We start from the raw sequence: 23600 nt of genomic DNA, 5'->3' as shown, positions 1-23600 counted from the left end.
CTGGAGACATAGCGCATGAACATCCATGAGTATCAGGGCAAGGCGCTGCTGAAAGGCTTTGGCGCACCGGTAGCCGAGGGCGTGCCGGTGTTCAAGGCGAGCGAGGCGGAAGCTGCCGCCAAGGCGCTGCCCGGCCCACTCTATGTGGTCAAGAGCCAGATCCATGCCGGCGGCCGCGGCAAGGGCAAGTTCAAGGAGCTCGGGCCCGATGCCAAGGGCGGCGTCAGGCTGGCGAAGTCGGTGGCCGAGGTCGTCGCCAACGCCAAGGAGATGCTCGGCCACACGCTGGTCACCAAGCAGACCGGCCCGTCCGGCAAGCAGGTCAACCGGCTCTATATCGAGGACGGCGCCGACATCGAGCGCGAACTCTATCTGTCGATCCTGGTCGACCGCTCGGTCGGGCGCGTCGCCTTCGTCGTCTCGACCGAGGGCGGCATGGACATCGAGGCGGTCGCCCACGACACGCCGGAAAAGATCATTACCGTCGCCATCGACCCGGAAAAGGGCGTGACGGCCGACGATGTGAAGAAGCTCAACGCCGCACTGAGGCTCGACGGCGACGCCGCCAAGGACGGCTCCACGCTGTTTCCGATCCTCTACAAGGCCTTTGTCGAGAAGGACATGAGCCTGCTCGAGGTCAACCCGCTGATCGTCATGAAGAGCGGCCGGCTGCGCGTGCTCGACGCAAAAGTGTCGTTCGACAACAATGCGTTGTTCCGTCACCCGGACGTGCTTGAATTGCGCGACACCACCGAAGAGGACGAGAAGGAGATCGAGGCGTCGAAATACGACCTCGCCTATGTCGCGCTGGACGGCAATATCGGCTGCATGGTCAACGGCGCCGGCCTCGCCATGGCAACGATGGACATCATCAAGCTCTACGGCGCCGAGCCCGCCAACTTCCTCGACGTCGGCGGCGGCGCGTCGAAAGAAAAGGTGACGGCGGCGTTCAAGATCATCACCAAGGATCCGGCGGTCAAAGGCATCCTGATCAACATCTTCGGCGGCATCATGAAGTGCGACATCATCGCCGAGGGCGTCATCGCCGCGGTCAAGGAGGTCGGCCTGCAAGTGCCGCTGGTGGTGCGGCTGGAAGGCACCAATGCCGAGCTCGGCAAGAAGATCATCAACGACAGCGGACTGAACGTGGTGTCGGCCGATGACCTCGATGACGCAGCCAAGAAGATTGTCGCGGCGGTGAAGGGCTGAGTCTGTGCCTCCCCACAAGATAAATCTCATCGAGGCGGCGGATGCGAAGATCAAGAAGGTCTTCGATCCGCATATTGCCGGCGACGTGAATGACAGCCAGGTCAAGATCGCCAAGTTCGGCGACGTCTTCGACTGGCACGCACATGACAATGAGGACGAGGCGTTCCTCGTGCTGCGGGGCCGCATCGCCATCGATTTCCGCGACGGCACGGTGGAACTTGGCAGCGGCGAGTTCATCGTCGTGCCGCGCGCCGTCGAGCACCGGCCGCGCTCGCTGAGCGAGGAACCTGTCGTGCTGATGTTCGAGCCGGCGACGACGCTCAACACCGGCAACGCCAAAAGCGACCTCACCGTCGCCGACCTGAAGCGGTTGTGACCATGAGCGCGCGGCCTTCCCCGATCAACGGTTTTTAAAAGGACCACCATGTCCATTCTCGTCGACAAGAACACCAAGGTGCTGGTACAGGGCCTGACCGGCAAGACCGGCACGTTCCACACCGAACAGGCGCTCGCCTATCACGGCACAAAGATGGTCGGCGGCATCCACCCCAAGAAGGGCGGCGAGACCTGGACCGGCACCAAGGGCGAGACGCTGCCGATCTTCTCCACCGTTGCCGAAGGCAAGGCGAAGACCGGTGCCAATGCCTCCGTCGTCTACGTGCCGCCGGCGGGTGCTGCCGAAGCGATCCTGGAAGCGATCGAGGCCGAGATCCCGCTGATCGTCTGCATCACCGAGGGCATACCGGTGATGGACATGATCAAGGTCAAGGCAAGGCTCGACCGCTCGACATCGCGGCTGATCGGGCCGAACTGCCCCGGCGTGCTGACCCCCGACGAATGCAAGATCGGCATCATGCCCGGCCACATCTTCCGCAAGGGCTCGGTCGGCGTTGTTTCGCGCTCGGGAACGCTTACCTATGAGGCGGTGTTCCAGACCACCAATGTCGGTCTCGGCCAGACCACCGCCGTCGGCATCGGCGGCGACCCGGTCAAAGGCACGGAGTTCATCGACGTGCTGGAGATGTTCCTCGCCGACGACGAGACCAAGTCGATCATCATGATCGGTGAGATCGGCGGTTCGGCCGAGGAAGACGCCGCGCAGTTCCTCAAGGACGAGGCAAAGCGCGGCCGCAGCAAGCCGATGGCCGGCTTTATCGCCGGGCGCACCGCGCCGGCCGGCCGCACGATGGGTCATGCGGGCGCGGTCATCTCCGGCGGCAAGGGCGGTGCCGAAGACAAGATCGCGGCGATGGAATCGGCCGGCATCAAGGTTTCGCCATCGCCGGCCCGGCTCGGCACGACGCTGGTCGAGGCGATCAAAGGTTAGTGAGTAGCGAGTAGTGAATAGCGAATAGGTAAGAACAGAGTAACGGCGCGAACCAGGGAAAATCCCTACTCGCTATTCGCTACTCTCTATTCGCTCTGAAAAGGAGACGGAGCGCGGCTCCGCGGACAAAAATGGCAAGACAAGATCAGGCCAACGACCAGTTTTCGCTTACCTCTTTCCTCTATGGCGGCAATGCCGATTATATCGACGCGCTTTATGCCGCCTATGAGGACGATCCTGCTTCGGTGGATCCCGAATGGCAGGACTTCTTCGCGGCGCTGAAGGACGACGCCGGCGACGTGCGCAAGAATGCCAAGGGCGCCTCTTGGGCCAAGCCCTCCTGGCCGATGCAGGCCAATGGCGAGCTGGTCTCGGCGCTGGACGGCAATTGGGGCCTGGTCGAAAAGCACATCGAAAAGAAGGTCAAGGACAGGGCAGCCGGCAACGGCGCAGCGCTTTCCGACGCCGACGTGCATCAGGCGACGCGCGATTCCGTCCGCGCCATCATGATGATCCGCGCCTTCCGCATGCGCGGCCACCTGCACGCCAATCTCGATCCGCTTGGCATTGCCAAGCCGCTGGAGGATTATAACGAGCTGTCGCCGGAGAATTACGGCTTCACCGAAGCCGACTACGACCGGCCGATCTTCCTCGACAATGTGCTCGGGCTGGAATTCGGCACCATCCGGCAGATGCTCGATATCCTGACCCGGACCTATTGCTCGACGCTCGGCGTCGAATTCATGCATATTTCCGATCCTGAGGAGAAGGCCTGGATCCAGGCGCGCATCGAGGGTACCGACAAGGAGATCTCCTTCACCGCAGCCGGCAAGAAGGCGATCCTGCAGAAGCTTGTCGAGGCGGAAGGCTTCGAGCAATTCATCGACGTCAAGTACAAGGGCACCAAGCGCTTCGGCCTTGATGGCGGCGAGTCGCTGATCCCGGCGCTGGAGCAGATCATCAAGCGCGGCGGCCAGCTCGGCATGAAGGAGATCGTGCTCGGCATGGCGCATCGCGGCCGGCTGAACGTGCTGTCACAGGTGATGGCCAAGCCGCACCGCGCCATTTTCCACGAGTTCAAGGGCGGCTCGGCCGCGCCCGACGAGGTCGAAGGCTCGGGCGACGTGAAGTACCATCTCGGTGCTTCGTCGGATCGCGAGTTCGACGGCAACAAGGTGCATCTGTCGCTGACCGCCAATCCTTCGCATCTGGAAATCGTCGATCCGGTGGTGATGGGCAAGGCGCGCGCCAAACAGGACTATTTGTTCGGCCGCAGCCGCGAGGAGATCGTGCCGCTGGAGGAGCGTGCCAAGGTGCTGCCGTTGCTGCTGCACGGCGACGCCGCCTTTGCCGGCCAGGGCGTGATTGCCGAAATCCTCGGCCTGTCCGGCCTGCGCGGCCACCGCGTCGCCGGCACGCTGCATTTCATCATCAATAACCAGATCGGCTTCACCACCAACCCGCGCTTTTCGCGTTCGTCGCCCTATCCGTCCGACGTGGCCAAGATGATCGAGGCGCCGATCTTCCACGTGAACGGCGACGATCCGGAAGCCGTGGTCCATGCCACCAAGGTGGCGATCGAATTCCGCATGAAGTTCCACAAGCCTGTCGTGGTGGACATGTTCTGCTACCGCCGCTTCGGCCACAATGAGGGCGACGAGCCCGCCTTCACCCAGCCGATCATGTATCGCAAGATCCGCAACCAGAAGACGACGGTGCAGATCTATGCCGACCGGCTGATTTCCGAAGGCCACATCACCCAGGCCGAGTTCGAAAAGATGAAGGCCGATTGGCGGGCGCATCTCGAGCAGGAATTCGAGGTCGGCCAGCATTACAAGCCGAACAAGGCCGACTGGCTGGACGGCGCGTGGTCCGGCTTGCGCTCGGCCGACAACCAGGACGAACAGCGGCGCGGCAAGACCGCCGTGCCGGTCAAGACGCTGAAGGAGATCGGCAAGAAACTGACCGAGGTGCCGAAGGATTTCGAGGCGCACAAGACGATCATCCGCTTCCTCGACAATCGCCGCCAGGCGATCGAGTCCGGCGAAGGCATCGATTGGTCGACGGCCGAGGCGCTGGCCTTCGGCGCCATCCTGCTCGACGGCAATCCGATCCGGCTGTCCGGACAGGATTCGGAGCGCGGCACCTTCTCGCAGCGCCATTCCGTGCTCTACGACCAGCGCGACGAGACACGCTATATCCCGCTCAACAATCTGTCGGCGGCGCAGGCCGGCTTCGAGGTCATCAACTCGATGCTGTCGGAAGAGGCCGTGCTCGGCTTCGAATATGGTTACTCGCTGGCCGAGCCGAAGGCGCTGACGCTGTGGGAAGCGCAGTTCGGCGACTTCGCCAACGGCGCCCAGGTGGTGTTCGACCAGTTCATCTCGTCGGGCGAGCGCAAATGGCTCAGAATGTCGGGCCTCGTCTGCCTGCTGCCGCATGGCTATGAAGGCCAGGGGCCCGAGCATTCGTCGGCCCGGCTCGAGCGCTTCCTGCAGCTTTGCGCCGAAGACAACATGCAGGTCGCCAACGTCACGACGCCGGCCAATTACTTCCACATCTTGCGCCGGCAATTGAAGCGGGACTTCCGTAAGCCGCTGATCCTGATGACGCCGAAGTCGCTGCTGCGCCACAAGCGGGCGGTGTCGACCCTGCCGGAAATGTCGGGCGAAAGCGCCTTTCACCGGCTGTTGTGGGACGACGCGCAGCTGCTGTCAGGCCAGGCCATCAAGCTCACCAAGGATTCGAAAATCCGCCGTGTCGTGCTCTGTTCGGGCAAGGTCTATTACGACCTCTACGAAGAGCGCGAGAAGCGCGGCATCAACGACATCTATTTGCTGCGCGTCGAGCAGCTCTATCCGTTCCCGGCCAAGGCGCTGATCACCGAACTGTCGCGCTTCCGCAATGCCGAGATGGTGTGGTGCCAGGAGGAGCCCAAGAACATGGGCGCCTGGTCGTTCATCGATCCGTATCTCGAATGGGTGCTGGCGCATATCGACGCCAAGCATCAGCGGGTGCGCTATACCGGCCGGCCGGCCGCCGCCTCGCCGGCGACCGGATTGATGTCGAAGCATCTCGCCCAGCTTGCCGCCTTGCTCGACGACGCGCTTGGTGAATAGAACAGAACCGAAAGAAACGGACAGGCACAATGGCAACCGAAATCCGCGTTCCGACACTTGGTGAATCCGTCACCGAGGCGACCATCGGCAAGTGGTTCAAGAAGGTCGGCGACGCGATCGCCGCCGATGAGCCGCTGGTCGAGCTCGAAACCGACAAGGTGACGGTGGAAGTGCCGGCCGCCGCCGCGGGCACGCTCGCCGAGATCGCCGTCAAGGAAGGCGAGACGGTCGGCGTCGGCGCGCTGCTCGGCCCGATTTCGGCAGGCGCCGGCGCGGCAGCCAATGCCGCCGCCGCTCCGGCAACGAAGCAGGAGGCGGTGTCGCAGGCCTCGGCTCCGACTGCGGCCTCGAGCGTCAAGCAGGCTGCGGCCGAGACGGCCAAGATTGCCGGCGACGCCGGCGCGATCGAGACGCGCACCATGCCGCCGGCGCCGTCGGCGGCAAAGCTGCTGGCCGAGCACAATCTCGCGGTCGACCAGGTGTCGGGCTCGGGCAAGCGCGGCCAGGTGCTGAAAGGCGACGTGCTCGACCTGATCGCCAGGGGCGCGCCGTCGCAGCCGGCAGAAATGCCCAAGGCCGCGCCTGTACCGGCACCCGTTGCCGCGCGCGCGCCGTCCCCTGCCGACGATGCGTCGCGCGAGGAGCGTGTGCGCATGACCAAGCTGCGCCAGACCATTGCGCGCCGCCTCAAGGAAGCGCAATCGACCGCCGCCATGCTGACCACCTTCAACGAGGTCGACATGAGCGCGGTGATGGCGCTGAGGAGCAAATACAAGGACGTGTTCGAGAAGAAGCACGGCGTGAAGCTCGGCTTCATGGGCTTTTTCACCAAGGCCGTCACCCATGCGCTGAAGGAGATCCCGTCGGTCAATGCCGAGATCGACGGCACCGACATCATCTTCAAGAACTACGCTCATATCGGCGTTGCCGTCGGTACAGAGAAAGGCCTTGTCGTGCCGGTTGTGCGCAATGCTGACCAGATGTCCATCGCCGAAATCGAGAAGGACATCGGCAGGCTGGGGCTTGCGGCGCGCGACGGCAAGCTCTCCGTCGCCGATATGCAAGGCGGCACGTTCACGATTTCCAACGGTGGCGTTTACGGGTCGCTGATGTCGACGCCGATCCTCAATGCGCCGCAGTCCGGCATTCTGGGTATGCACAAGATCCAGGAGCGGCCGGTGGTGGTCGGCGGCCAGATCGTCATCCGGCCGATGATGTATCTGGCGCTGTCCTACGACCACCGCATCGTCGACGGCAAGGAAGCGGTGACCTTCCTGGTGCGGGTCAAGGAAAGCCTGGAGGATCCTGAGCGGCTGGTGCTCGACCTCTAGGGCGCGGCCGACGTGGGCCGGAGCATGGATCTGCGCCGCCGGATGAGTTCGTGTCGTTTCCGGTCCGGTTTGTTTGTCACAATCTGCGCACTCGGCGTGCAGACGGTCTCCGCGGCCCTCGCCGCCTGCCCGCTCGAACTGGCCGTCTATGGCGATCCTGAGAACGCCGCCGAGATCGATTTCAGGCCGACCATGGAGTCGGCTACCGTCACCAATACCTTCAAGATGGTGCTCGACAACGGCGTCGTGCTCGACGGCATCGTCATGTGGACGGAGGGCGTGGCGCGGCCGCACGGCTCGCTGATGTACAAATGCCCGGCCGGCGACGTCACCGGCGACGAGCTCGCCGCCTGCACCGTGTGGGAGGGCGTCATCTACACTGCCGACGACCAGGGCAACATCGCGTTGCTGCCGGGCGAAGCAAAGGATGCGCCGAAGAAGCTGATCTTGCCTGACTTGGGAGCGTCGTTGCAGATGTCGGCTGCCTATGGCGCCAACGGCTTTTCCAGGGTGCCCTGGGACGTCTTTGCCCTGAAGGGATGTCAGGAATGAGCGCGAGCGGAAAGATCCTGCTGGTGACCGGCGGCAGCCGCGGCATTGGCGCCGCTACATGCAGGCTTGCTGCCAAGGCCGGCTATCGCATTGCGGTCAATTACGCGTCGAATGCAAAAGCCGCCGAAACGGTGGTCGCCGACATCGAGGCTGCTTGCGGAGAAGCCTTCACAGTCAAGGCCGATGTCGGCAACGAGACGGACGTATTGGCCATGTTCGAGGCTCTCGACGCCCGTTTCGGTCGGCTCGACGCGCTCGTCAACAATGCCGGCGTGGTCGACCAGAGCGCGCGCGTCGACGAGCTTAGCGCTGCAAGGCTGGAGCGCATGATGCGCATCAATGTGATCGCGCCGATGCTTTGCGCCCGCGAGGCGGTGAAGCGGATGTCGACCAGGCATGGCGGCAAGGGTGGCGCCATCGCCAATGTGTCTTCGATCGCGGCAAGGCTTGGCGGGCCGGGTCAATATGTCGACTACGCCGCCTCGAAGGGCGCGATCGATTCCTTCACCATCGGGCTTGCCCGCGAAGTGGCCGGCGAAGGCATTCGTGTCAACGCGGTCAGCCCGGGCATCATCGACACCGAAATTCATGCCTCCGGCGGTCAGCCGGATCGCGCCGAGAGAATGCGCAAGGTGGTGCCCATGCAGCGCGTCGGAACCGCCGAGGAAGTCGCAGCCGCAATTCTGTGGCTGCTGTCGGACGAGGCGTCCTACACAACAGGCGCCAATCTGGAAATCGGCGGCGGCCGCTAAAGTAAAAGGGACAGTATCATGGCCTATGATGTCGTTATCATCGGATCGGGACCAGGCGGCTATGTCTGCGCCATCAAGGCGGCACAGCTCGGTCTGAAGACGGCGGTGGTCGAAAAGAACCCGACCTTCGGCGGCACCTGCCTCAATATCGGCTGCATCCCGTCAAAGGCGCTGCTGCATGCGACCGAGATGTTTGCCGAGGCCGGCCATTCCTTCGAGGCGCTCGGCGTCGAGATCGGCGCGCCCAAGCTCAACCTTGGGAAGATGATGGCACACAAGGATGCGACGGTGACCGCCAACGTCAATGGCGTCGCCTTCCTGTTCAAGAAAAACAAGATCGACAGTTTTCGTGGCACCGGCAAGGTAGTTGCGGCCGGCAAGGTGTCGGTGACCTCCGATGACGGCAAGGTCGAGGAGATCGAGACCAAGAACATCGTCATCGCCACAGGCTCCGACGTCGCCGGCATTCCCGGCGTCGAGGTCGATTTCGATGAGAAGGTGATCGTCTCGTCGACCGGCGCGCTGTCGCTGGACAAGGTGCCGGGCCATCTGGTGGTGGTCGGCGGTGGTGTCATCGGTCTGGAGCTCGGCTCGGTATGGGCGCGGCTCGGCGCCAAGGTGACCGTGGTCGAGTTCCTCGACACCATCCTGGGCGGCATGGATGGCGAGGTCTCCAAGCAGTTCCAGCGCCTGCTGTCGAAGCAGGGCTTTGAGTTCAGGCTGGGCGCCAAGGTGACCGGCGTCGCCAAGGCCAGGAAGGGGGTGACGGTTACCTTCGAGCCGGTCAAGGGCGGAGCAGCCGAGACGATCGAGGCGGACGCGGTGCTGATTGCGACGGGACGACGGGCCTATTCGGACGCTCTCGGGCTGAAGGAGACCGGCGTCGACGTTGATGAGCGCGGCCGGGTCAAGACCGACGGCCATCTCAGGACCAACGTGCCTGGCATCTATGCCATCGGCGATGTCATCGCCGGGCCGATGCTTGCACACAAGGCCGAGGACGAGGGCGTGGCGGTGGCCGAAACCATCGCCGGCCAGGCCGGGCATGTGAACTATGACGTGATTCCGAGCGTCGTCTACACCACGCCGGAAATCGCCTCGATCGGCAAGACCGAAGAAGAATTGAAAAAGGCCGGCGTCGACTACAAAGCCGGAAAATTCCCGTTCAGCGCCAATGGACGGGCGCGCGCCATGCTGCACACCGACGGCTTTGTGAAAATCCTGGCCGACAAGGCCAGCGACCGTGTGCTCGGCGTCCACATCGTCGGCTTCGGCGCCGGCGAGATGATCCACGAGGCGGCCGTGCTGATGGAATTTGGCGGCTCGTCGGAGGACCTGGCCCGCACCTGTCACGCCCATCCGACTATGTCGGAAGCGGTAAAGGAGGCGGCACTGGCGACGTTCTTCAAGCCGATCCATATCTGAGCGGTGAATCGCAAACCTTAGATTTTGGCTGAAACATCCGCGCTTCGTCACCCCAGGGATGAAGCCCTCGACGGCTGCTCCCAAAAACAAAACGGCCCGCTTTTTCAGCGGGCCGTTCTTATATCAAATCAGCAGTTTGATCACTGAGCCGGGGCAGGTGCTGGTGCTGGTGCCGGGGCCGGGGCCGGCGCAGGGGCCGGAGCAGGAGCGGGTTCTGCCGGAGCCGGAGCCGGTGTTGCCGGAGCTGGCGCAGGAGCCGGTTCGGCTGGTTTCATCGGCTCGGCGGGCGCTGGGGCCGGAGCTGGTGTGCTGGCTGCGGGCGGTTCGGCAGGCGCAGGTGCCTCGCTACGTCTTCCAAAAACATAATAGGCGACAATTGCCAGGATAACGACGACCAGGGCAATCAGCCAGCCGCTGCCGCCGCCGCTTGGCCGTGCGGAGCCCGGCGAGGTGAATGGGTCGTTCGGATTGGGTGTGTTCGCCATAAAAGTGTCCTCCGTGGATGAAAAACATCAAGTAATAGCCATCAACGTACAATCGTTGAATCAGTTTCACATTAGGCGTTGAAAACGCCGAAAACAGGGCAATTCTGATCCGGAATCCCTTGCAGGCATGCATTTCCACCGCAAAATGGGTTCGGTCGAGCCAAAGCGAACCTTTTTCAGTTTCTTGGCACGAAGCGCGGCTGGTCCGCCGTCGCGCCACGAGCAGGGGTTGACCCAGGCGTGGCGATGATTCGGTGTGCAACTCCGCCGTGTTGTTCAGTTGACGGCAGTCACAGTATAGCCGGTCTTGCGGAAACCCTCGACCAAGCCTTGCGCTCCGGGAAGGTGCATGGCGCCGACCGCCATGAAGACATTGCCGTGGGCGAGGATCGGCGCTGCACGATCAACCATCACCCTGTTGCGGCTGGTGATCATGGTCTGCTCGAATTCGGCGTAACCCGATTGGTCGTCGACCTGTTCGGGGACGACAGCCCGAAACAGCGGTACGTACATGCCAGTGTCGCCACGGCGGTAAAGCACGATCATGGTTTCGTTGACGTCGTTCACCTTGTCGCCAAGCTTCAGCGTATCGACCAGACCCTTCAGGTGAAAGGCGATCGGTAGCGAAGCCATGGCGCGCAGCTGGTCGGCGATTGTCTCCAGCCCCTCGACTGATTTGCCCGCAGCCTCGGCGTCCTTGGCAAGCTTGACGTCGAGCACCGGCGCGCCGCCAGCCTGGCGGGCGACTTCGCATGCTGGTAGCGCCACCATCGCCGACAGCAACCAAGGTTTCATCTTGGCGACGGTCGCTGGCGGGATGCCACGCGCGTCGAGCGCCTTGTCGACCACCGCCGCGTCCTCCGGCGACAGCAGCGACGAAAGCGTCGTCTCGTCGGTGAACATCATCAGATCCGGCTCTTTCAGCAATGCTGCCATCATCTTCTGCTTATCGAGCACTTCGGTGGTTTCGATGATGACGGTGCCAGCCGCATCGAATGCCTTCTGCGCGGCGGGTGGCAGCGTGGTGACGCGCGGGTCGGTAAGGTGCATGGTGCCGAACAGGAAGGACGGTTTTTCGCCCGATTTTTCCAGCTTCCACAGCAAGCCTTTGCCGTTCGGTGTTGCTGCCGCGTCCGCCTCGATCTTGCGGTAGCCAGCCGGGTCGTTCTTTTGCAGCGCGCTCAGCATATCGGTACCGGTGCAGGCCGGGGCCTCGGCGCGTGCCTTGCCCGCGGCGAGCAGCGCGATGATGAGGAAGGAGAGAAAAAACAGGGCGTTGAGCGCGACGAGCAGCTTCAGCGACACTTGGGTCGCGCGGTCGGCGATGGCGATGAGGCGTTTCATGCTGCGCTTGTAGGCGCAAAAAGCGGCAAAACGGTTAATCAGCGCATCAAAATTGTTGCGAGATCGTCACCTATTCAAGCGTCCATCACGCACGAGGATGAGCTGCTTCGTAAATCTCGAGCAGCCTCGCGGTGTCGACGCCGGTGTATATCTGGGTTGTCGACAGGCTGGCGTGGCCGAGCAACTCCTGGATGGTGCGCAGGTCGCCGCCGCGCCCAAGCAGATGCGTGGCGAAAGAATGGCGCAGCGCATGCGGCGTCGCGGTATCGGGCAGGTTGAGCGCCGAGCGCAGCTTGGCCATGTCGCGCTGGACGATCGCCGGGTTCAGCGGGCCGCCGCGGGCACCGCGAAACAGCAAGCCCTTGGGATCGAGATGCCAGGGACAGAGGCGACGGTATTCGGCAATCGCCCGCAGCGCCACCGGCAGCACCGGCACCAGCCGCGTCTTGCCGCCCTTGCCGGTGACGCGCAGCACGGTCTCACCAGGTGAGGACAGATCGGCGCCCGACAGGCCGAGCGCCTCGGAGATCCGCAAGCCGGACCCATAAAGCAGAGTCAGCACGGCGGCGTTGCGCGCGGCAATCCAAGGCTCCTCCGCCAGTTGGCCTTCCACCGAGACGACGTGCTTTGCATCGCTTGCGGTCAGCGGCTTGGGCAGCGATTTCGGCTGCCGCGGCGCGCGCAAGGCTGCCGCACCTGCCGCATTGGCGAGGCCGCGCCGTTCCAGGAAACGCAGCAGCGAGCGGATGCCGGCCAGCCCGCGCCCGAGCGTGCGGGCGCCGGCGCCCTCGGCACGGCGGGCAGCGAGAAAGCCGCGCAGATCGGCTGGGCGCAGATCGGCGATGTCGGAAATACCGGGCGAGCCGCCGCAATGGCCGGTCAGGAAATGCAGGAACTGGCGCGTGTCGCGTTCATAGGCCTCGACGGTTTCGGGCGACAGCCGGCGTTCGCGCGCCAGCATCTTCAGCCAGGCCTCGCGCGCCGCCTGAAGATCGGGTTTTGCCGGTATGAGGAATTCCTGCATTGCGCTCTTCCAGTTCCCGGCCATCTTCCGGCATGCGGGTTAGTAAGCGGTGAAGAGCGGCATCATTGAAATGACGATGGGCTGGGGTTAGAGCAAGGCAAAGGATTTTCCGCAGATGAGCAAACCGCAAAACCCCGTCCAGATGGCCGTAATCGGTGCCGCGCACGGCATCAAGGGCGAATTGCGCGTCAAGAGCTTTACCGGCGACCCGCTGGCGCTGGCCGATTACGGTCCGCTCTACGCCAGGGATGGCCGCGCCTTCCAGATCGTCGATATCAGGCCTGCCAACACCGTCGTGGTGGTGCGCTTCAAAGGCGTCAACGATCGCAATGCCGCCGAGGCGCTTGCCGGCACCGAATTGTTCGTCGACCGTTCGGTGTTGCCTGATGAGGGCGACGAGGACGAATTCTACCACGCCGATCTCGTCGGGCTGGAGGTCAAGGACGACACCGGTGCCATTATCGGCAAGGTCGTCGCCGTGCATAATTTTGGCGGCGGCGACATTCTCGACGTGACGCTGGCGGGGCGCAAAGGCGTGCTTATCCCGTTCACGCAGGCCGCTGTTCCGGAAGTGTCGATCGCCGGCGGCTTTGTCCGCATCGATCCGGCTGCGGCAGGGTTGGTCGAGGACGAGGACGGAGAGTCTGCCGAGCGCGACAGCTTCGACCCCAAGGGCCGGCCGCGCGGGCCGAGGGACGCCGGAGGCAACCGGTGAGTTTTTCGGCTTCGGTGCTGACGCTCTATCCCGAGATGTTTCCCGGCGCGCTTGGCCTGTCGCTGGCCGGCCGCGCGCTCGAGACCGGCATTTGGTCGCTCCAAACGATCCAGATCCGCGACTTTGCCCGCGATCGTCACCGGACCGTGGACGACACGCCGGCCGGCGGCGGCGCCGGCATGGTGATGCGGGCAGACGTGCTGGCCAGCGCTATCGACCATGCCTCGCCGGCAGGCGATCCACGTCCGCGCCTGCTGATGAGCCCTCGCGGCAAGCCGCTGACACAGCGCCGTGTGCGTGAGCTCGCCGCCGGGCCGGGTGCGGTGATCGTCTGCGGCCGCTTCGAAGGCGTCGACCAGCGGGTCATCGAATCGCGAGGCCTCGAGGAAGTCTCGATCGGCGATTTCATCCTGTCCGGCGGCGAGCCGGCGGCACTCGTGCTGCTCGACGCCGTGGTGCGCCTGCTACCCGGCGTGATGGGCAATGCGGTATCGGGCGAGGAAGAGAGCTTTGAAAACGGCCTGCTCGAACATCCGCATTATACGCGCCCGCAGGAATTCGAGGGCCGGCCGATTCCCGAAGTGTTGATTTCGGGCAATCACAGCAAGATCGCGGCGTGGCGGCGGGCCGAAGCGGAGAGGCTGACGAAGGAGCGACGGCCGGATCTTTTAGCCGCTCAGCCCTTATCGAAATAGTAGAAGGCCAGGAACAGGCCGACGGCAATGACGAAGCCGCGCACCGCGTTCTGCGGCACGCGCCTGGCGATCCAGACGCCGGCATAGCCGCCGAGCGCGCCACCCGGGATCATGATGATCGCCTGCAGCCAGGCGATGACGCCGCCAGAGACGAAGACCAGGATGGCAACCGCAGCGATGACCACGGCCAGCATGTTCTTCAATGCGTTCAGCCGATGATAATCGCCGGACTGGGTTAGACCGAGCGTCGCCAGCATCATGACGCCCATGCCGGCGCCGAAGAAGCCGCCATAGACGGCGGTGGCGAACTGCGCCAGCGACCCGACCAGCGACCCCACCGCGGCCTCATGCTCCGGCTTGGGCGCCGGCTTCAGCCATGGTCCGGCAGCGAACAACGCTGTTGCCGCCAGCAGCAGCCACGGCACCAAGGCGCGGAACGACGGGTTGTCGAGGCCTAGAAGGATGAGCGCGCCAGACAGCGCACCGAGAGCCGAAATGAGGCTGAGCAGCAGTGCGCCGCGCCAGAAATGCTTGATGTCGTGCCAATAGGCCAGCGTCGAGGTGATATAGCCAGGAAATTGCGTCACCGACGATGTCGCGTTGGCGACGATCGGCGGCAGGCCGGCCAGGGTCATGGCGCCAAAGGTTATGAACGTGCCGCCGCCGGCAACGGCGTTGACCGCACCTGATAGAAAGCCGGCGAGAAAGAGCAGGACCGCGTCCAAGATTGGCATGAGGGGTGTCGTCGCTGGAGGAAAAATGCTTATCTTCCGGCTTAGAAAGCTTGACGCGCGGGCGCAACCCCCTGGACCACAAGCGATCACGGGATTGCCACAGCGGCGCCAGCCAAAAAGAAGCAGCGCCAAAAAAGAGCCAGCGAAGGCGTGACAAAGCGCCGAAATAGCTGTATGTGCGCGCCGAACCGGAAGAAAATTCTCCCGGACCCGTCAACAGTGACGGTGTAGTCGCCCCTGCCCGATGTTCTCGAACAGAAGTTCTCGAACGAAGGGCATAGCCGAGCGGTCGATGCGACTGCAAGGCGAGTGTCGGACGCTCTGACTGTCGGAAGAACAAGAAGTGGATTATTGAGATGGACATCCTCCGTCAGCTCGAGGCCGAGCAGGCCGCCAAGATCGAAGCCAAGCGCAAGCTTCCCGAATTCCAGCCCGGCGACACCGTGCGCGTCCAGGTCCGTGTGACCGAAGGCACTCGCACCCGCGTCCAGGCCTATGAGGGCGTCGTCATCGCCCGCGCCGGCGCCGGCTTCCAGGAAAATTTCACCGTCCGCAAGATCTCCTACGGCGAAGGCGTGGAGCGTGTGTTCCCGGTCTATTCGCCGATGGTCGAGGGCGTCGAGATCGTGCGTCGTGGCAAGGTGCGTCGCGCCAAGCTGTACTATCTGCGTGACCGTCGCGGCAAGTCGGCCCGTATTTCGGAAAACACCGGCGTGCGCGCCCGCAAGCTCAACGATGAAGAGCGCGATGCGCTGAACGCCGAGAAGGCGCGTATCGAGGCCGAGAAGGTGGCCGCCGCCCAGGCGCTGGCCGCCGAGAAGGCCGCGCAGGACGCCGCCGAGAAGAAGGCCGCCGACGAGGCCGCCAAGGCCGCGGAAGCAGCTGCCGCCGAATAAGGCGTCGTTAAAACCCATGGTTTCGGAAAGGCGGCTTCGGCCGCCTTTTTGTTGTGCGAGGTGGATTCGATTTTTGCCGGTCCGCAATCGATACGGATCGTTCCGTAATGCCGCCATTGAAAGCATCGGAAACTCATTTTCGTGCCGAGCGGCGCATCGGAGCGGCTTGCAAGGCGCCTGCGGAAAGCTAAAGTCGGCGCCGGATTTCCTGCATGCCTCGGTCGATCGAGGCGGTTCAGTTCTTGGGGAGCGTGTCATGACCAAATCGAAACTGCTGCTGGCCGGCCTGCTGGCTTGCCTTCTCGTGCCCATCGCGGCCCTGGCGCAGGCGCTGCCCGATCTTGGCGGCAGGAAAGTGGTGGTGGTGACCGAAAACGCCTATCCGCCGCTGCAGTTTATCGATGCCAAGACCGGTAAGCAGATCGGTTGGGAATATGACGCGATGAACGAGATCGCCAAACGGCTGAACTTCAAGGTCGAGTACCAGAACACCTCGTGGGACGCGATGATCCAGGCGGTTTCCGACAACCAATACAACATCGGCATGACCGGCATCACCATCAAGGACGACCGCAAGCAGAAGGTCGATTTCTCCGATCCCTATATGCGCTCGGAACAGTTCATGCTGGTGCGCGGCGACGAGAAACGCTTCACCGATGCCAAGACGTTCGCTGCCTTCAAGGACGGGCTGATCGGTGCGCAGGCCGGCACCACGCCGTTCTACACCGCCGTCTACAGCGTGCTCGACGGCAATGAGCAGAACCCGCGCATAAAGCTGTTCGAGACATTCGGCGCGACGGTGCAGGCGCTGAAGGCCGGCGACGTCGACGTCGTGCTCACCGACGGCACTGCCGGCAAGGGCTATGTCGATGCGTCCAATGGCGGGCTGAAGCTGATCGGCGGGCCGCTCGGCACCGAGGATTTCGGCTTCATCTTCCCCAAGGGCTCCGATCTGGTGAAGCCGGTCAACGCGGCGATCGCCGCGCTCAAGGCCGACGGCACGCTCGACGCGCTCAACAAGAAGTGGTTCCTCGACTACAAGATGGGGCAGTAGGCCCGCTTGTGGCGCGCATTTCATGACGATCTTGCGCGGGAACTCGCGCTGACTCTGCGCTCGTACACCCCCCTCTGGCCTGCCGGCCATCTCCCCCGCAAGGGGGGAGATCGGATTTCGCATCGGTTTTCGCTAATTTTCAGTGTTGCAGAACGGGCGGCGAGGTCAAAGCTGCCGATCTCACCCCTTGAGGGGGAGATGGCCGGCAGGCCAGAGGGGGGTGTGACAGAACGCTGCCTTCGTGACTCTGTCCCCGGTACCGCTTGATGCCGTCGCCGCCTCTCGCCTCGGCCAAATCCGACTTCCCGTGGTGGCTTGCCGTGGCCGTGGCGATCGCCTTGGCCGCCGCCGTCTTCATCGTTGCCAGCGACCTCTATGCCCAGGTCTTCGCAACCGTCGCCAAGGGCATCGGCGTCACCATCTTCGTCACCGTGGTCGCTTTTGCGCTGGCTTGCGCGATCGGGCTCGGCGTCGCGCTGATGGGCCTGTCAGGCTCACGCTGGCTCAGCCAGATCGCCCGCTTCTACGTCGAGATCATCCGCGGCGTACCGATGCTGGTGCTGTTGTTCTGGATCGCCTTTGCCGGCGCGCCGGTCTTCGTCGCGGCGTGGAACGCGCTGACGGCGCCGTTGCAAAGCGCCGGCCTTTTCGGTGAGCTGCTGGTACGCGACGTCTCGCTTTTATGGCGCGCCGTCATGGCGCTGACCATCGGCTATTCCGCCTTCATCTCGGAGGTGTTCCGCGCCGGCATCCAGGCGGTCGAGAAGGGCCAGATCGAGGCGGCGAAGGCGCTCGGGCTGACGCGCACGCAGCGCTTCCGGCTGGTCGTCTTTCCGCAGGCGATCCGCACCATCCTGCCGCCGCTCGGCAATGATTTCGTCGCCATGGTCAAGGATTCCTCGCTGGTCTCGGTGCTCGGCGTCGCCGACATCACCCAGATGGGCAAGATCTACGCCGCCGGCTCGTTCCGCTTCTTCGAAACCTATTCGATCGTCGCCTATATCTATCTCATCCTGACCGTTGGCCTGTCGCTGGCCATGCGGACGCTGGAGAAGCGGCTGCGCCACCAGCATGGGGAATAGAAGGCAGGCAAAGACGGCGCTACCATCGAGCGGACGCGACCGGGGAGGACCCATGACCATCGACAAAGCCAATGCGGCGCTTGAAGCGGTCTACACGGCCGACACGCCTGAGGCGCTCGCCAAGGCCTATGCGCAATGGGCCGCGACCTATGACGGCGAAACCGCGGCGCTCGGCTATCTCCTGCCGTTCCTGCTCACCGCCTGGGTGGCGCGCTACGTGCCGCCGGGCGAAGGGCCGCTGCTCGACGCCGGCTGCGGCACCGGCCTGTCGGGGCCGTCGCTCAAGGCGCTCGGCTACCACGACATTGCCGGGCTCGACCTGTCGCAGGACATGCTGAAAGTCGCCGGCACCGGCAGGCCTACAGCGAGCTGAAACAGGCGATGCTCGGCGGGCCATTGCCCTGGCCGGACGGATATTTCCGCGCCTTTTTCTCGACCGGCGTGTTCACCATCAGCCACGCGCCGGCGTCGGGCCTGCATGAGCTGGTGCGCATCACCCGGAAGGGCGGCCACGCCATCTTTACGGTCCGTGACCAGGTGTTTGAAAGCAGCGGGTTCAAGGCCGTGTTTGGCGAACTGGAGCAGGCGAGAAAATGGCGGCCGGTCGAGGAGAGCCCATGGTTCCGCTGCTACGCGATCGCCGAGCCCGACGCGCTGGTGAAGACGTTTGTGTTCGAGGTGCTGTGAAGCGCCTGCGAAGGCAGACGCGATTGCTGAAAAGCCAAAACATTGATATGAGCAGCGCCATGGAAGAGCTTTTTGGCGACCCGGCCTATAAAGGTTTCGTGCTGCAGGACAGGAAACGCCTGCCGTCGCGATTTTCCGCGCGCGTCTGCGGGGCGCTGACCAGCCGACTTCGCTAGGGCGGACTCGCCAGGCTGTTTCGCCGGGCCGACCGGCGTCCTTTTCCCTTTTTAAATCGACGGATTTACGCACATGAGCGCACCGCGCACCCTCTACGACAAGATTTTCGACGACCATGTCGTCGACCGCCAGGACGACGGCACCTGCCTGCTCTATATCGACCGCCACCTCGTCCACGAAGTCACCAGCCCGCAGGCCTTCGAAGGCCTGCGCATGACCGCCCGCAAGGTTCGGCATCCGGAAAAGACGCTGGCTGTCGTCGACCACAACGTGTCGACCTCGCCGGAGCGAAAGTTCGGCATCAAGAACGAGGAAAGCCGCATCCAGGTCGAAGCGCTGGCCAAAAACGCCAAGGATTTCGGTATCGAATATTATTCCGAGAAGGATATCCGCCAGGGCATCGTCCACATCATCGGTCCCGAGCAGGGCTTCACGCTGCCCGGCATGACCATCGTCTGCGGCGACAGCCATACCTCGACGCATGGCGCGTTCGGGGCGCTGGCGCACGGCATCGGCACCTCGGAAGTCGAGCATGTGCTGGCGACGCAGACGCTGATCCAGCGCAAGGCCAAGAACATGCTGGTGCGCGTCGACGGCGCACTGCCGGAAGGCGTCACCGCCAAGGACATAATCCTCGCCATCATCGGCGAGATCGGCACAGCCGGCGGCACCGGCTATGTCATCGAATATGCCGGCGAGGCAATCCGTGCGCTGTCGATGGAAGGCCGCATGACGATCTGCAACATGTCGATCGAAGCCGGCGCGCGCGCCGGCCTGATCGCGCCGGACGAGACCACCTTCGCCTATGTCAAGGACAAGCCGCGCGCCCCCAAGGGCGAAGCCTGGGATGCCGCGCTCGCCTATTGGAAGACGCTGCAGTCCGACGAAGGCGCGCATTTCGACAAGGTCGTCGTGCTCGACGCGGCAAAGCTGCCGCCGATCGTCTCCTGGGGCTCCTCGCCCGAAGACGTTGTCTCGGTGCAAGGCATCGTGCCGAACCCGGACGACATCACCGATGAGAACAAGCGCACGTCCAAGCAGCGTGCACTCGACTATATGGGCCTGACACCGGGCACCAAGATCACGGATATCGAACTTGACCGCGTCTTCATCGGCTCATGCACCAATGGCCGCATCGAGGATCTGCGCGCCGCCGCCAAGGTGATCGAAGGCAAGAAGGTCAACCCGCGGGTCAGCGCGATGATCGTGCCGGGCTCCGGCCTGGTCAAGGAACAGGCCGAGGCCGAAGGCCTCGACAAGATCTTTGTCGCGGCCGGCTTCGACTGGCGCGAGCCGGGCTGCTCGATGTGCCTTGCCATGAACGACGACCGGCTGAAGCCGCATGAGCGCTGCGCCTCAACCTCGAACCGCAATTTCGAAGGGCGTCAAGGCTTCAAGGGCCGCACCCATCTGGTGTCGCCGGCAATGGCGGCGGCGGCGGCAATTGCCGGCCATTTCGTCGACATCCGCGAGTGGAAATAGCGCAGGGCGCGCCCTGTCGGATATGAGAATGCCCGAGCCGCAATGCGGTTCGGGCATTCTTCAGCCGGGCCGCCTGACGAATTCGTGAAATCCCTCACGTCGGCCGGGTTGGTCCTTTGCAACGACCAGCGCCAGTTGGCGCTCATCGAAGAGTTTGAACCATTCATCCCATTCGACCAGTTCATAGCCGCCGGCATTGACCGGACGTTCGGGCTCATCCTGGTCCTGATAGGCATGCTGGCCGAAGACCAGCCTCAGCATGGGCTGCGTTCCGGCTTCGGGCGACACGTCGACGATCGCCGGAAAGCCGGCGCGCGCCGCCGCCCATGAGCGAATTGCATCGTGATCGGTCAGCATGATCGTGTCGGCCATCGGAGCGTCTCCTGGTTGCCGTCGTGAAACGCCGCTCGCCGTTCGCGGTTCCGCCCAGCGGCTGCGTCGACGCACCTGTCGTATATTCGCTTTCGCTTAACCGCTTGTTTGGGCTTCCGCTCTAACGTCTCCTGAGGGAAGCGAGGGGAAATTACAGCGCTTGGACACCGGCCTGCTCATAGCGCTGCTCAATCCAGGCATCGCCCTCACACTCGGCACTGCATTTCTCGTGCTGTGGTTCTATCAGCGTCACCGTCCCTATCTGGCCGTACTGGCGGCGGGCTACTCGGCCTCGGCCGCAGGCTTCCTGCTCCAGTATTTCACGCTGCCTGTCGGTATGGCGCCCACCAAGCTCATCTCGATCCTGTGCTTCACCTTTGCCACTTGCTGTCTCGCCGGCGCGGTCATTGCGCGCTATGGGCGGCGCGTGCCTTACACGGCGGTCGGCATTCTGGCCTGCGGCGGACTGGCCGCGTTCTCGTGGTTTCTTTTTGCCCGGCCGGATCTCACCTGGCGCATCCTTGCCATCAATTTCAGCTTCGGCGGCATCAGCCTGGTTGTTGCCGCCGAGTTGCGCGCGGTGCGCAACAACGGCCCGACAGAAATGGTCCTGTTCGTGCTGTCGCTGCTTTCCGGCATGAACTTCCTGGCGCGGACCCTTGCCGTCGTCATCGCGCATGGGCCGTTCACCAGCTATGAAGGGCTTTACACCTCGTCCTATTGGACGACGGCGCTGCTGTCGCATGCATTGCTGTCGCTGCTTATCGCACTTTGCCTGTTCGGCGCCGCCGCGCTCGATGTGACGAAGGCCCTGAAGACCGAAACCCTGACAGACCCGCTGTCGGGCCTGCTCAACCGCCGCGGCTTCGAGGAGCGCGCCACGCTGGTGCTGCAGCACTGTGCCACGGCGCGATTGCCGGTTACGCTGGTGCTGGCCGATCTCGATCATTTCAAGGCACTCAACGATCAGCATGGCCACGCGGCCGGCGATCGCGTCATCGTCGATTTCGCCGCCAAGCTTCTGTCGGCTGCAGGTTCGCGCGGCGTTGCCGGCCGCGTCGGCGGCGAAGAGTTCGCCGTGCTGCTGCCGCTCAGCGACCTTGGCGCGGCAAGACTGTATGCCGAAACCATTCGCACGCTCTATTCGGCGGGCCGAATCGACGGGCTTCCGCCCGAGACAAGAGTGACCGCGAGCTTCGGCGTGGCCGCCCGCACCAGCGACGAAGGGCTGGACCCGCTGATGCGCCGCGCCGACGAAGCGCTCTACAAAGCCAAGAGGAATGGCCGCGACAGCGTGTGCCTGTCCTATCAGCGGCCTGAAACGGTCGTCCTTCCCAATCGGACCAGTGCTGGCTGAGCATCAGCGGCGGCTTCGAATTAACGTCTTTTTCGCGCGTTGGTGATCTGCTGTTCCGGGGGGAGTGCCAAAACGCCATGGGCAGCGCCAATTTCATCCTGCTGATCAACCTGTTCGTTGCCGGGCTGCTGGCGGCGGCCTTCATGACGATCGCGGTCTATGACGCCGGCCGGGTGTCGGCGCGCTGGCTAGCGTTGGGCTATGTGCTCGGCATGGCTTATTTCGCGATCGAGTTCAGCATTCCTGCCTTCGACAATGCGCGCCCCGTAGTTGTTACCGCCTTTGCCGCTTTCCTTGCTGCTACCATCGCCTTCAATGGCGGGCTTGCCCATAAATACCGCGTTTCGCCGCCTTGGCCGCCGATGCTGCTCTTCCTGGTCTTCGCCACCCTCGCGGTCTACTTCGTGCAGGACCTGCCACGCCAATCCTTTGTGCGAATGGCGGCCTACCAGCTTCCCTATGCGGCCATGCAATTCACCGGGCTGGCGATCGTCTTGTCGTCCAGGCAAAGACGCGAGCGGCTCGACTATATGCTGATGGCTGTCCTGGCGGCCAGCACCTTGCAATTCGCCAGCAAACCTTTCATCGCCCATGCGCTTGGGGGCTGGGGCGCCAACCCGCAATCTTATGCGCAGACCAGCTATGCGTTGGTGTCGCAGTCTGTCGGCACCGTGTTCGGCCTGGCGCTTGCGCTGATGACATTGGCTATCCTGGTCCGCGACGTGCTCGCCGAGGCGACGTCGAAATCGGAAACCGACACGCTTTCGCGGCTGCTCAACCGTGGCGGCTTCGAGCGCCATGCCGAGATCGCACTGCGTGACGCCATGCGGCGCGCCGTTCCAGCGGCACTGGTCATTGCCGATCTCGACCATTTCAAGCGCATCAACGATACTTACGGCCACGCGTCGGGCGATCGGGTCATCGAGGCCTTTGCCGGTTTTCTCCGCGATGCCGCGGCCGACCATCATGTCGCCGGACGCATCGGCGGCGAGGAATTCGCTATTTTTCTGCCGGGGACCAATCTAGCCGCCGCCCGGCTCTTTGCCGAGGGCACGCGCAGCGCCTTCGGTGCCACGCCGATCGACTGCCTGCCCGCGAATCACCGCTGCAGCGCCAGCTTCGGCGTTGCAGAGCTTGGTCCGGGCGAAAGCTTTTCCGACCTGCTGCGGCGCGCCGACAAAGCGCTCTATCAGGCGAAGGGCAGCGGCCGCGATTGCGTGCGTGTCTCGGTGGCGCCGGCTGTTGCCCTGCCGGCGCCGTCAACCAAGGGCGGCGTGGCCGTCAGCGGCAGGGGCTGAGCTCCGGCATCTCGCCGTCGGAGAGGCCGTACATATAGCTGCGGCCCTTGACGAAAACCGGCGGCCTGTAGCAGTCGCCGCGGCGGACATCGTCCGATTCGTTTTCGTAGATCACGTCGGGCTGGCTGGCGCCGGTGTAGTCGGACAATTCCTTGGCCAGCTTGCCCTCGCCAACGAGGATACGCTTGTAGCCGGCGGCGCTTTCGATGACCAGATTGCCGAAGGAATCGGCATAGACGCGGTCATGATGGCGCGTCCCGGCGAATGCCGGTGCGACGACGCCGACGGCGAGCGCCGCCAATAGGAACCAGGGAAGGCGCGATCCTGCTGAATTCGAATGCATGGCGTGCTGCTCCATTGCTGAGAGGCAAGCCTCCTCGAATCAGAAATTAACCTTTTATTAACCTTTGTTAAGAGGGCAACCGCAGCCGGGGCGAGGTCTCGGAAAATATGGTTAATACCCGATCGCCCGCCGGCCATCAT

General features: G+C 63.6%; 22 protein-coding genes and 1 pseudogene. 18 read left to right on the top strand and 5 right to left on the bottom strand.

Features of this window, described 5'->3' with window-relative positions; translation table 11 throughout:
* Nucleotides 1–15: 15 nt before the first annotated feature.
* The 9 genes from sucC to NKI79_RS13900 all read left to right on the top strand — a co-directional run bounded on the left by sucC (nt 16) and on the right by NKI79_RS13900 (nt 10103).
* Complete coding sequence (sucC, locus tag NKI79_RS13940) at nt 16–1209, top strand: ADP-forming succinate--CoA ligase subunit beta (RefSeq protein WP_352802163.1); 1194 nt, start codon at nt 16–18, stop codon at nt 1207–1209.
* A gap of 4 nt (nt 1210–1213) precedes the next feature.
* Nucleotides 1214–1585 (top strand): cupin domain-containing protein, encoded by a 372-nt coding sequence (locus tag NKI79_RS13935; protein ID WP_352738344.1) that lies wholly within the window; start codon nt 1214–1216, stop codon nt 1583–1585.
* A 48-nt stretch (nt 1586–1633) separates the two neighbouring features.
* Entirely contained in the window at nt 1634–2536 is a 903-nt protein-coding gene (sucD, locus tag NKI79_RS13930) for a succinate--CoA ligase subunit alpha (protein ID WP_352802161.1), read from the top strand.
* A gap of 131 nt (nt 2537–2667) precedes the next feature.
* Nucleotides 2668–5655, top strand: a complete 2988-nt coding sequence (locus NKI79_RS13925; RefSeq protein ID WP_352802159.1) for a 2-oxoglutarate dehydrogenase E1 component — start codon at nt 2668–2670, stop codon at nt 5653–5655.
* Between the two features lie 29 nt (nt 5656–5684).
* Nucleotides 5685–6986 carry a 2-oxoglutarate dehydrogenase complex dihydrolipoyllysine-residue succinyltransferase gene (gene odhB, locus NKI79_RS13920; protein WP_352802157.1) on the top strand — a complete coding sequence of 434 codons (1302 nt, stop codon included), beginning with the start codon at nt 5685–5687 and terminating at the stop codon, nt 6984–6986.
* Nucleotides 6987–7082: 96 nt separating this feature from the next.
* A complete protein-coding gene (locus tag NKI79_RS13915) occupies nt 7083–7538 on the top strand; it encodes a hypothetical protein (protein ID WP_502895552.1) in 456 nt (151 codons plus the stop codon).
* A complete protein-coding gene (locus tag NKI79_RS13910) occupies nt 7535–8290 on the top strand; it encodes an SDR family oxidoreductase (protein WP_352802156.1) in 756 nt (251 codons plus the stop codon). Before NKI79_RS13915 ends, NKI79_RS13910 begins: the two co-directional genes overlap by 4 nt.
* 18 nt (nt 8291–8308) lie before the next feature.
* Complete coding sequence (lpdA, locus tag NKI79_RS13905; protein WP_352802155.1) at nt 8309–9715, top strand: dihydrolipoyl dehydrogenase; 1407 nt, start codon at nt 8309–8311, stop codon at nt 9713–9715.
* Nucleotides 9716–9773: 58 nt separating this feature from the next.
* A complete protein-coding gene (locus NKI79_RS13900; RefSeq protein ID WP_352802153.1) occupies nt 9774–10103 on the top strand; it encodes a hypothetical protein in 330 nt (109 codons plus the stop codon).
* Between the two features lie 373 nt (nt 10104–10476).
* Here the strand turns inward: NKI79_RS13900 and NKI79_RS13895 are convergent, their stop codons facing one another.
* Entirely contained in the window at nt 10477–11544 is a 1068-nt protein-coding gene (locus NKI79_RS13895) for a TraB/GumN family protein (protein WP_352802152.1), read from the bottom strand.
* Nucleotides 11545–11629: 85 nt separating this feature from the next.
* Complete coding sequence (locus NKI79_RS13890) at nt 11630–12568, bottom strand: tyrosine recombinase XerC (RefSeq protein ID WP_352802151.1); 939 nt, start codon at nt 12566–12568, stop codon at nt 11630–11632.
* Between the two features lie 115 nt (nt 12569–12683).
* Here NKI79_RS13890 and rimM point away from each other — a divergent pair, with 115 nt between their 5' ends.
* Together rimM and trmD are read left to right on the top strand one after the other, a co-directional pair.
* Complete coding sequence (gene rimM, locus NKI79_RS13885) at nt 12684–13283, top strand: ribosome maturation factor RimM (protein ID WP_352802149.1); 600 nt, start codon at nt 12684–12686, stop codon at nt 13281–13283.
* Nucleotides 13280–13978, top strand: a complete 699-nt coding sequence (gene trmD / locus NKI79_RS13880; RefSeq protein WP_254817836.1) for a tRNA (guanosine(37)-N1)-methyltransferase TrmD — start codon at nt 13280–13282, stop codon at nt 13976–13978. Before rimM ends, trmD begins: the two co-directional genes overlap by 4 nt.
* Here the strand turns inward: trmD and NKI79_RS13875 are convergent.
* Nucleotides 13960–14712, bottom strand: a complete 753-nt coding sequence (locus NKI79_RS13875; RefSeq protein WP_023679781.1) for a sulfite exporter TauE/SafE family protein — start codon at nt 14710–14712, stop codon at nt 13960–13962. The genes trmD and NKI79_RS13875 overlap by 19 nt on opposite strands.
* A gap of 356 nt (nt 14713–15068) precedes the next feature.
* Here NKI79_RS13875 and rplS point away from each other — a divergent pair, with 356 nt between their 5' ends.
* The 5 genes and pseudogenes from rplS (at nt 15069) to leuC (ending at nt 20090) form a co-directional block, all read left to right on the top strand.
* The gene (gene rplS, locus NKI79_RS13870) at nt 15069–15608 is read left to right on the top strand and encodes a 50S ribosomal protein L19 (protein WP_254817835.1); all 540 of its coding nucleotides are present in this window, start codon (nt 15069–15071) and stop codon (nt 15606–15608) included.
* Nucleotides 15609–15864: 256 nt separating this feature from the next.
* Entirely contained in the window at nt 15865–16662 is a 798-nt protein-coding gene (locus NKI79_RS13865; RefSeq protein ID WP_254817834.1) for a transporter substrate-binding domain-containing protein, read from the top strand.
* Nucleotides 16663–16928: 266 nt separating this feature from the next.
* Complete coding sequence (locus tag NKI79_RS13860; protein WP_352802147.1) at nt 16929–17744, top strand: amino acid ABC transporter permease; 816 nt, start codon at nt 16929–16931, stop codon at nt 17742–17744.
* A gap of 52 nt (nt 17745–17796) precedes the next feature.
* Nucleotides 17797–18431: pseudogene (locus tag NKI79_RS13855) on the top strand (class I SAM-dependent DNA methyltransferase).
* Between the two features lie 249 nt (nt 18432–18680).
* Nucleotides 18681–20090: a 3-isopropylmalate dehydratase large subunit gene (gene leuC / locus NKI79_RS13850; protein WP_352802145.1), complete on the top strand. Its 1410-nt coding sequence runs from the start codon at nt 18681–18683 to the stop codon at nt 20088–20090.
* A gap of 60 nt (nt 20091–20150) precedes the next feature.
* Here the strand turns inward: leuC and NKI79_RS13845 are convergent, their stop codons facing one another.
* Nucleotides 20151–20462, bottom strand: coding sequence for a hypothetical protein (locus tag NKI79_RS13845; protein WP_352508957.1), 312 nt, complete (start codon nt 20460–20462; stop codon nt 20151–20153).
* Nucleotides 20463–20622: 160 nt separating this feature from the next.
* Between NKI79_RS13845 and NKI79_RS13840 the strand changes: the two genes are divergently transcribed.
* Both NKI79_RS13840 and NKI79_RS13835 read left to right on the top strand, forming a co-directional pair.
* Nucleotides 20623–21819: a GGDEF domain-containing protein gene (locus tag NKI79_RS13840; protein WP_352802144.1), complete on the top strand. Its 1197-nt coding sequence runs from the start codon at nt 20623–20625 to the stop codon at nt 21817–21819.
* A 77-nt stretch (nt 21820–21896) separates the two neighbouring features.
* Nucleotides 21897–23117, top strand: a complete 1221-nt coding sequence (locus NKI79_RS13835; RefSeq protein WP_352802142.1) for a GGDEF domain-containing protein — start codon at nt 21897–21899, stop codon at nt 23115–23117.
* Here the strand turns inward: NKI79_RS13835 and NKI79_RS13830 are convergent.
* On the bottom strand, nt 23101–23460 hold the full coding sequence (locus NKI79_RS13830) for a hypothetical protein (protein WP_352802140.1): 360 nt from the start codon (nt 23458–23460) through the stop codon (nt 23101–23103). The genes NKI79_RS13835 and NKI79_RS13830 overlap by 17 nt on opposite strands.
* Nucleotides 23461–23600: the final 140 nt, after the last annotated feature.

This window comes from Mesorhizobium sp. M0340 (assembly GCF_040321535.1).
Classification (GTDB): Bacteria; Pseudomonadota; Alphaproteobacteria; order Rhizobiales; family Rhizobiaceae; genus Mesorhizobium.
Note: the sequence above shows the minus strand (reverse complement) of the source record. Positions and strands in the feature narration are given on the sequence as shown.

Excerpts from the sequence above, each read along its gene's own strand:
- sucC (WP_352802163.1), top strand. The coding sequence starts at position 16 with ATGAACATCCATGAGTATCAGGGCAAGGCGCTGCTGAAAGGCTTTGGC.
- sucD (WP_352802161.1), top strand. The coding sequence starts at position 1,634 with ATGTCCATTCTCGTCGACAAGAACACCAAGGTGCTGGTACAGGGCCTG.
- NKI79_RS13925 (WP_352802159.1), top strand. The coding sequence starts at position 2,668 with ATGGCAAGACAAGATCAGGCCAACGACCAGTTTTCGCTTACCTCTTTC.
- odhB (WP_352802157.1), top strand. The coding sequence starts at position 5,685 with ATGGCAACCGAAATCCGCGTTCCGACACTTGGTGAATCCGTCACCGAG.
- NKI79_RS13910 (WP_352802156.1), top strand. The coding sequence starts at position 7,535 with ATGAGCGCGAGCGGAAAGATCCTGCTGGTGACCGGCGGCAGCCGCGGC.
- lpdA (WP_352802155.1), top strand. The coding sequence starts at position 8,309 with ATGGCCTATGATGTCGTTATCATCGGATCGGGACCAGGCGGCTATGTC.
- NKI79_RS13900 (WP_352802153.1), top strand. The coding sequence starts at position 9,774 with ATGAAGCCCTCGACGGCTGCTCCCAAAAACAAAACGGCCCGCTTTTTC.
- NKI79_RS13895 (WP_352802152.1), bottom strand. The coding sequence starts at position 11,544 with ATGAAACGCCTCATCGCCATCGCCGACCGCGCGACCCAAGTGTCGCTG.
- NKI79_RS13890 (WP_352802151.1), bottom strand. The coding sequence starts at position 12,568 with ATGCAGGAATTCCTCATACCGGCAAAACCCGATCTTCAGGCGGCGCGC.
- rimM (WP_352802149.1), top strand. The coding sequence starts at position 12,684 with ATGAGCAAACCGCAAAACCCCGTCCAGATGGCCGTAATCGGTGCCGCG.
- NKI79_RS13875 (WP_023679781.1), bottom strand. The coding sequence starts at position 14,712 with ATGCCAATCTTGGACGCGGTCCTGCTCTTTCTCGCCGGCTTTCTATCA.
- rplS (WP_254817835.1), top strand. The coding sequence starts at position 15,069 with ATGGACATCCTCCGTCAGCTCGAGGCCGAGCAGGCCGCCAAGATCGAA.
- NKI79_RS13865 (WP_254817834.1), top strand. The coding sequence starts at position 15,865 with ATGACCAAATCGAAACTGCTGCTGGCCGGCCTGCTGGCTTGCCTTCTC.
- NKI79_RS13860 (WP_352802147.1), top strand. The coding sequence starts at position 16,929 with ATGCCGTCGCCGCCTCTCGCCTCGGCCAAATCCGACTTCCCGTGGTGG.
- leuC (WP_352802145.1), top strand. The coding sequence starts at position 18,681 with ATGAGCGCACCGCGCACCCTCTACGACAAGATTTTCGACGACCATGTC.
- NKI79_RS13845 (WP_352508957.1), bottom strand. The coding sequence starts at position 20,462 with ATGGCCGACACGATCATGCTGACCGATCACGATGCAATTCGCTCATGG.
- NKI79_RS13835 (WP_352802142.1), top strand. The coding sequence starts at position 21,897 with ATGGGCAGCGCCAATTTCATCCTGCTGATCAACCTGTTCGTTGCCGGG.
- NKI79_RS13830 (WP_352802140.1), bottom strand. The coding sequence starts at position 23,460 with ATGCATTCGAATTCAGCAGGATCGCGCCTTCCCTGGTTCCTATTGGCG.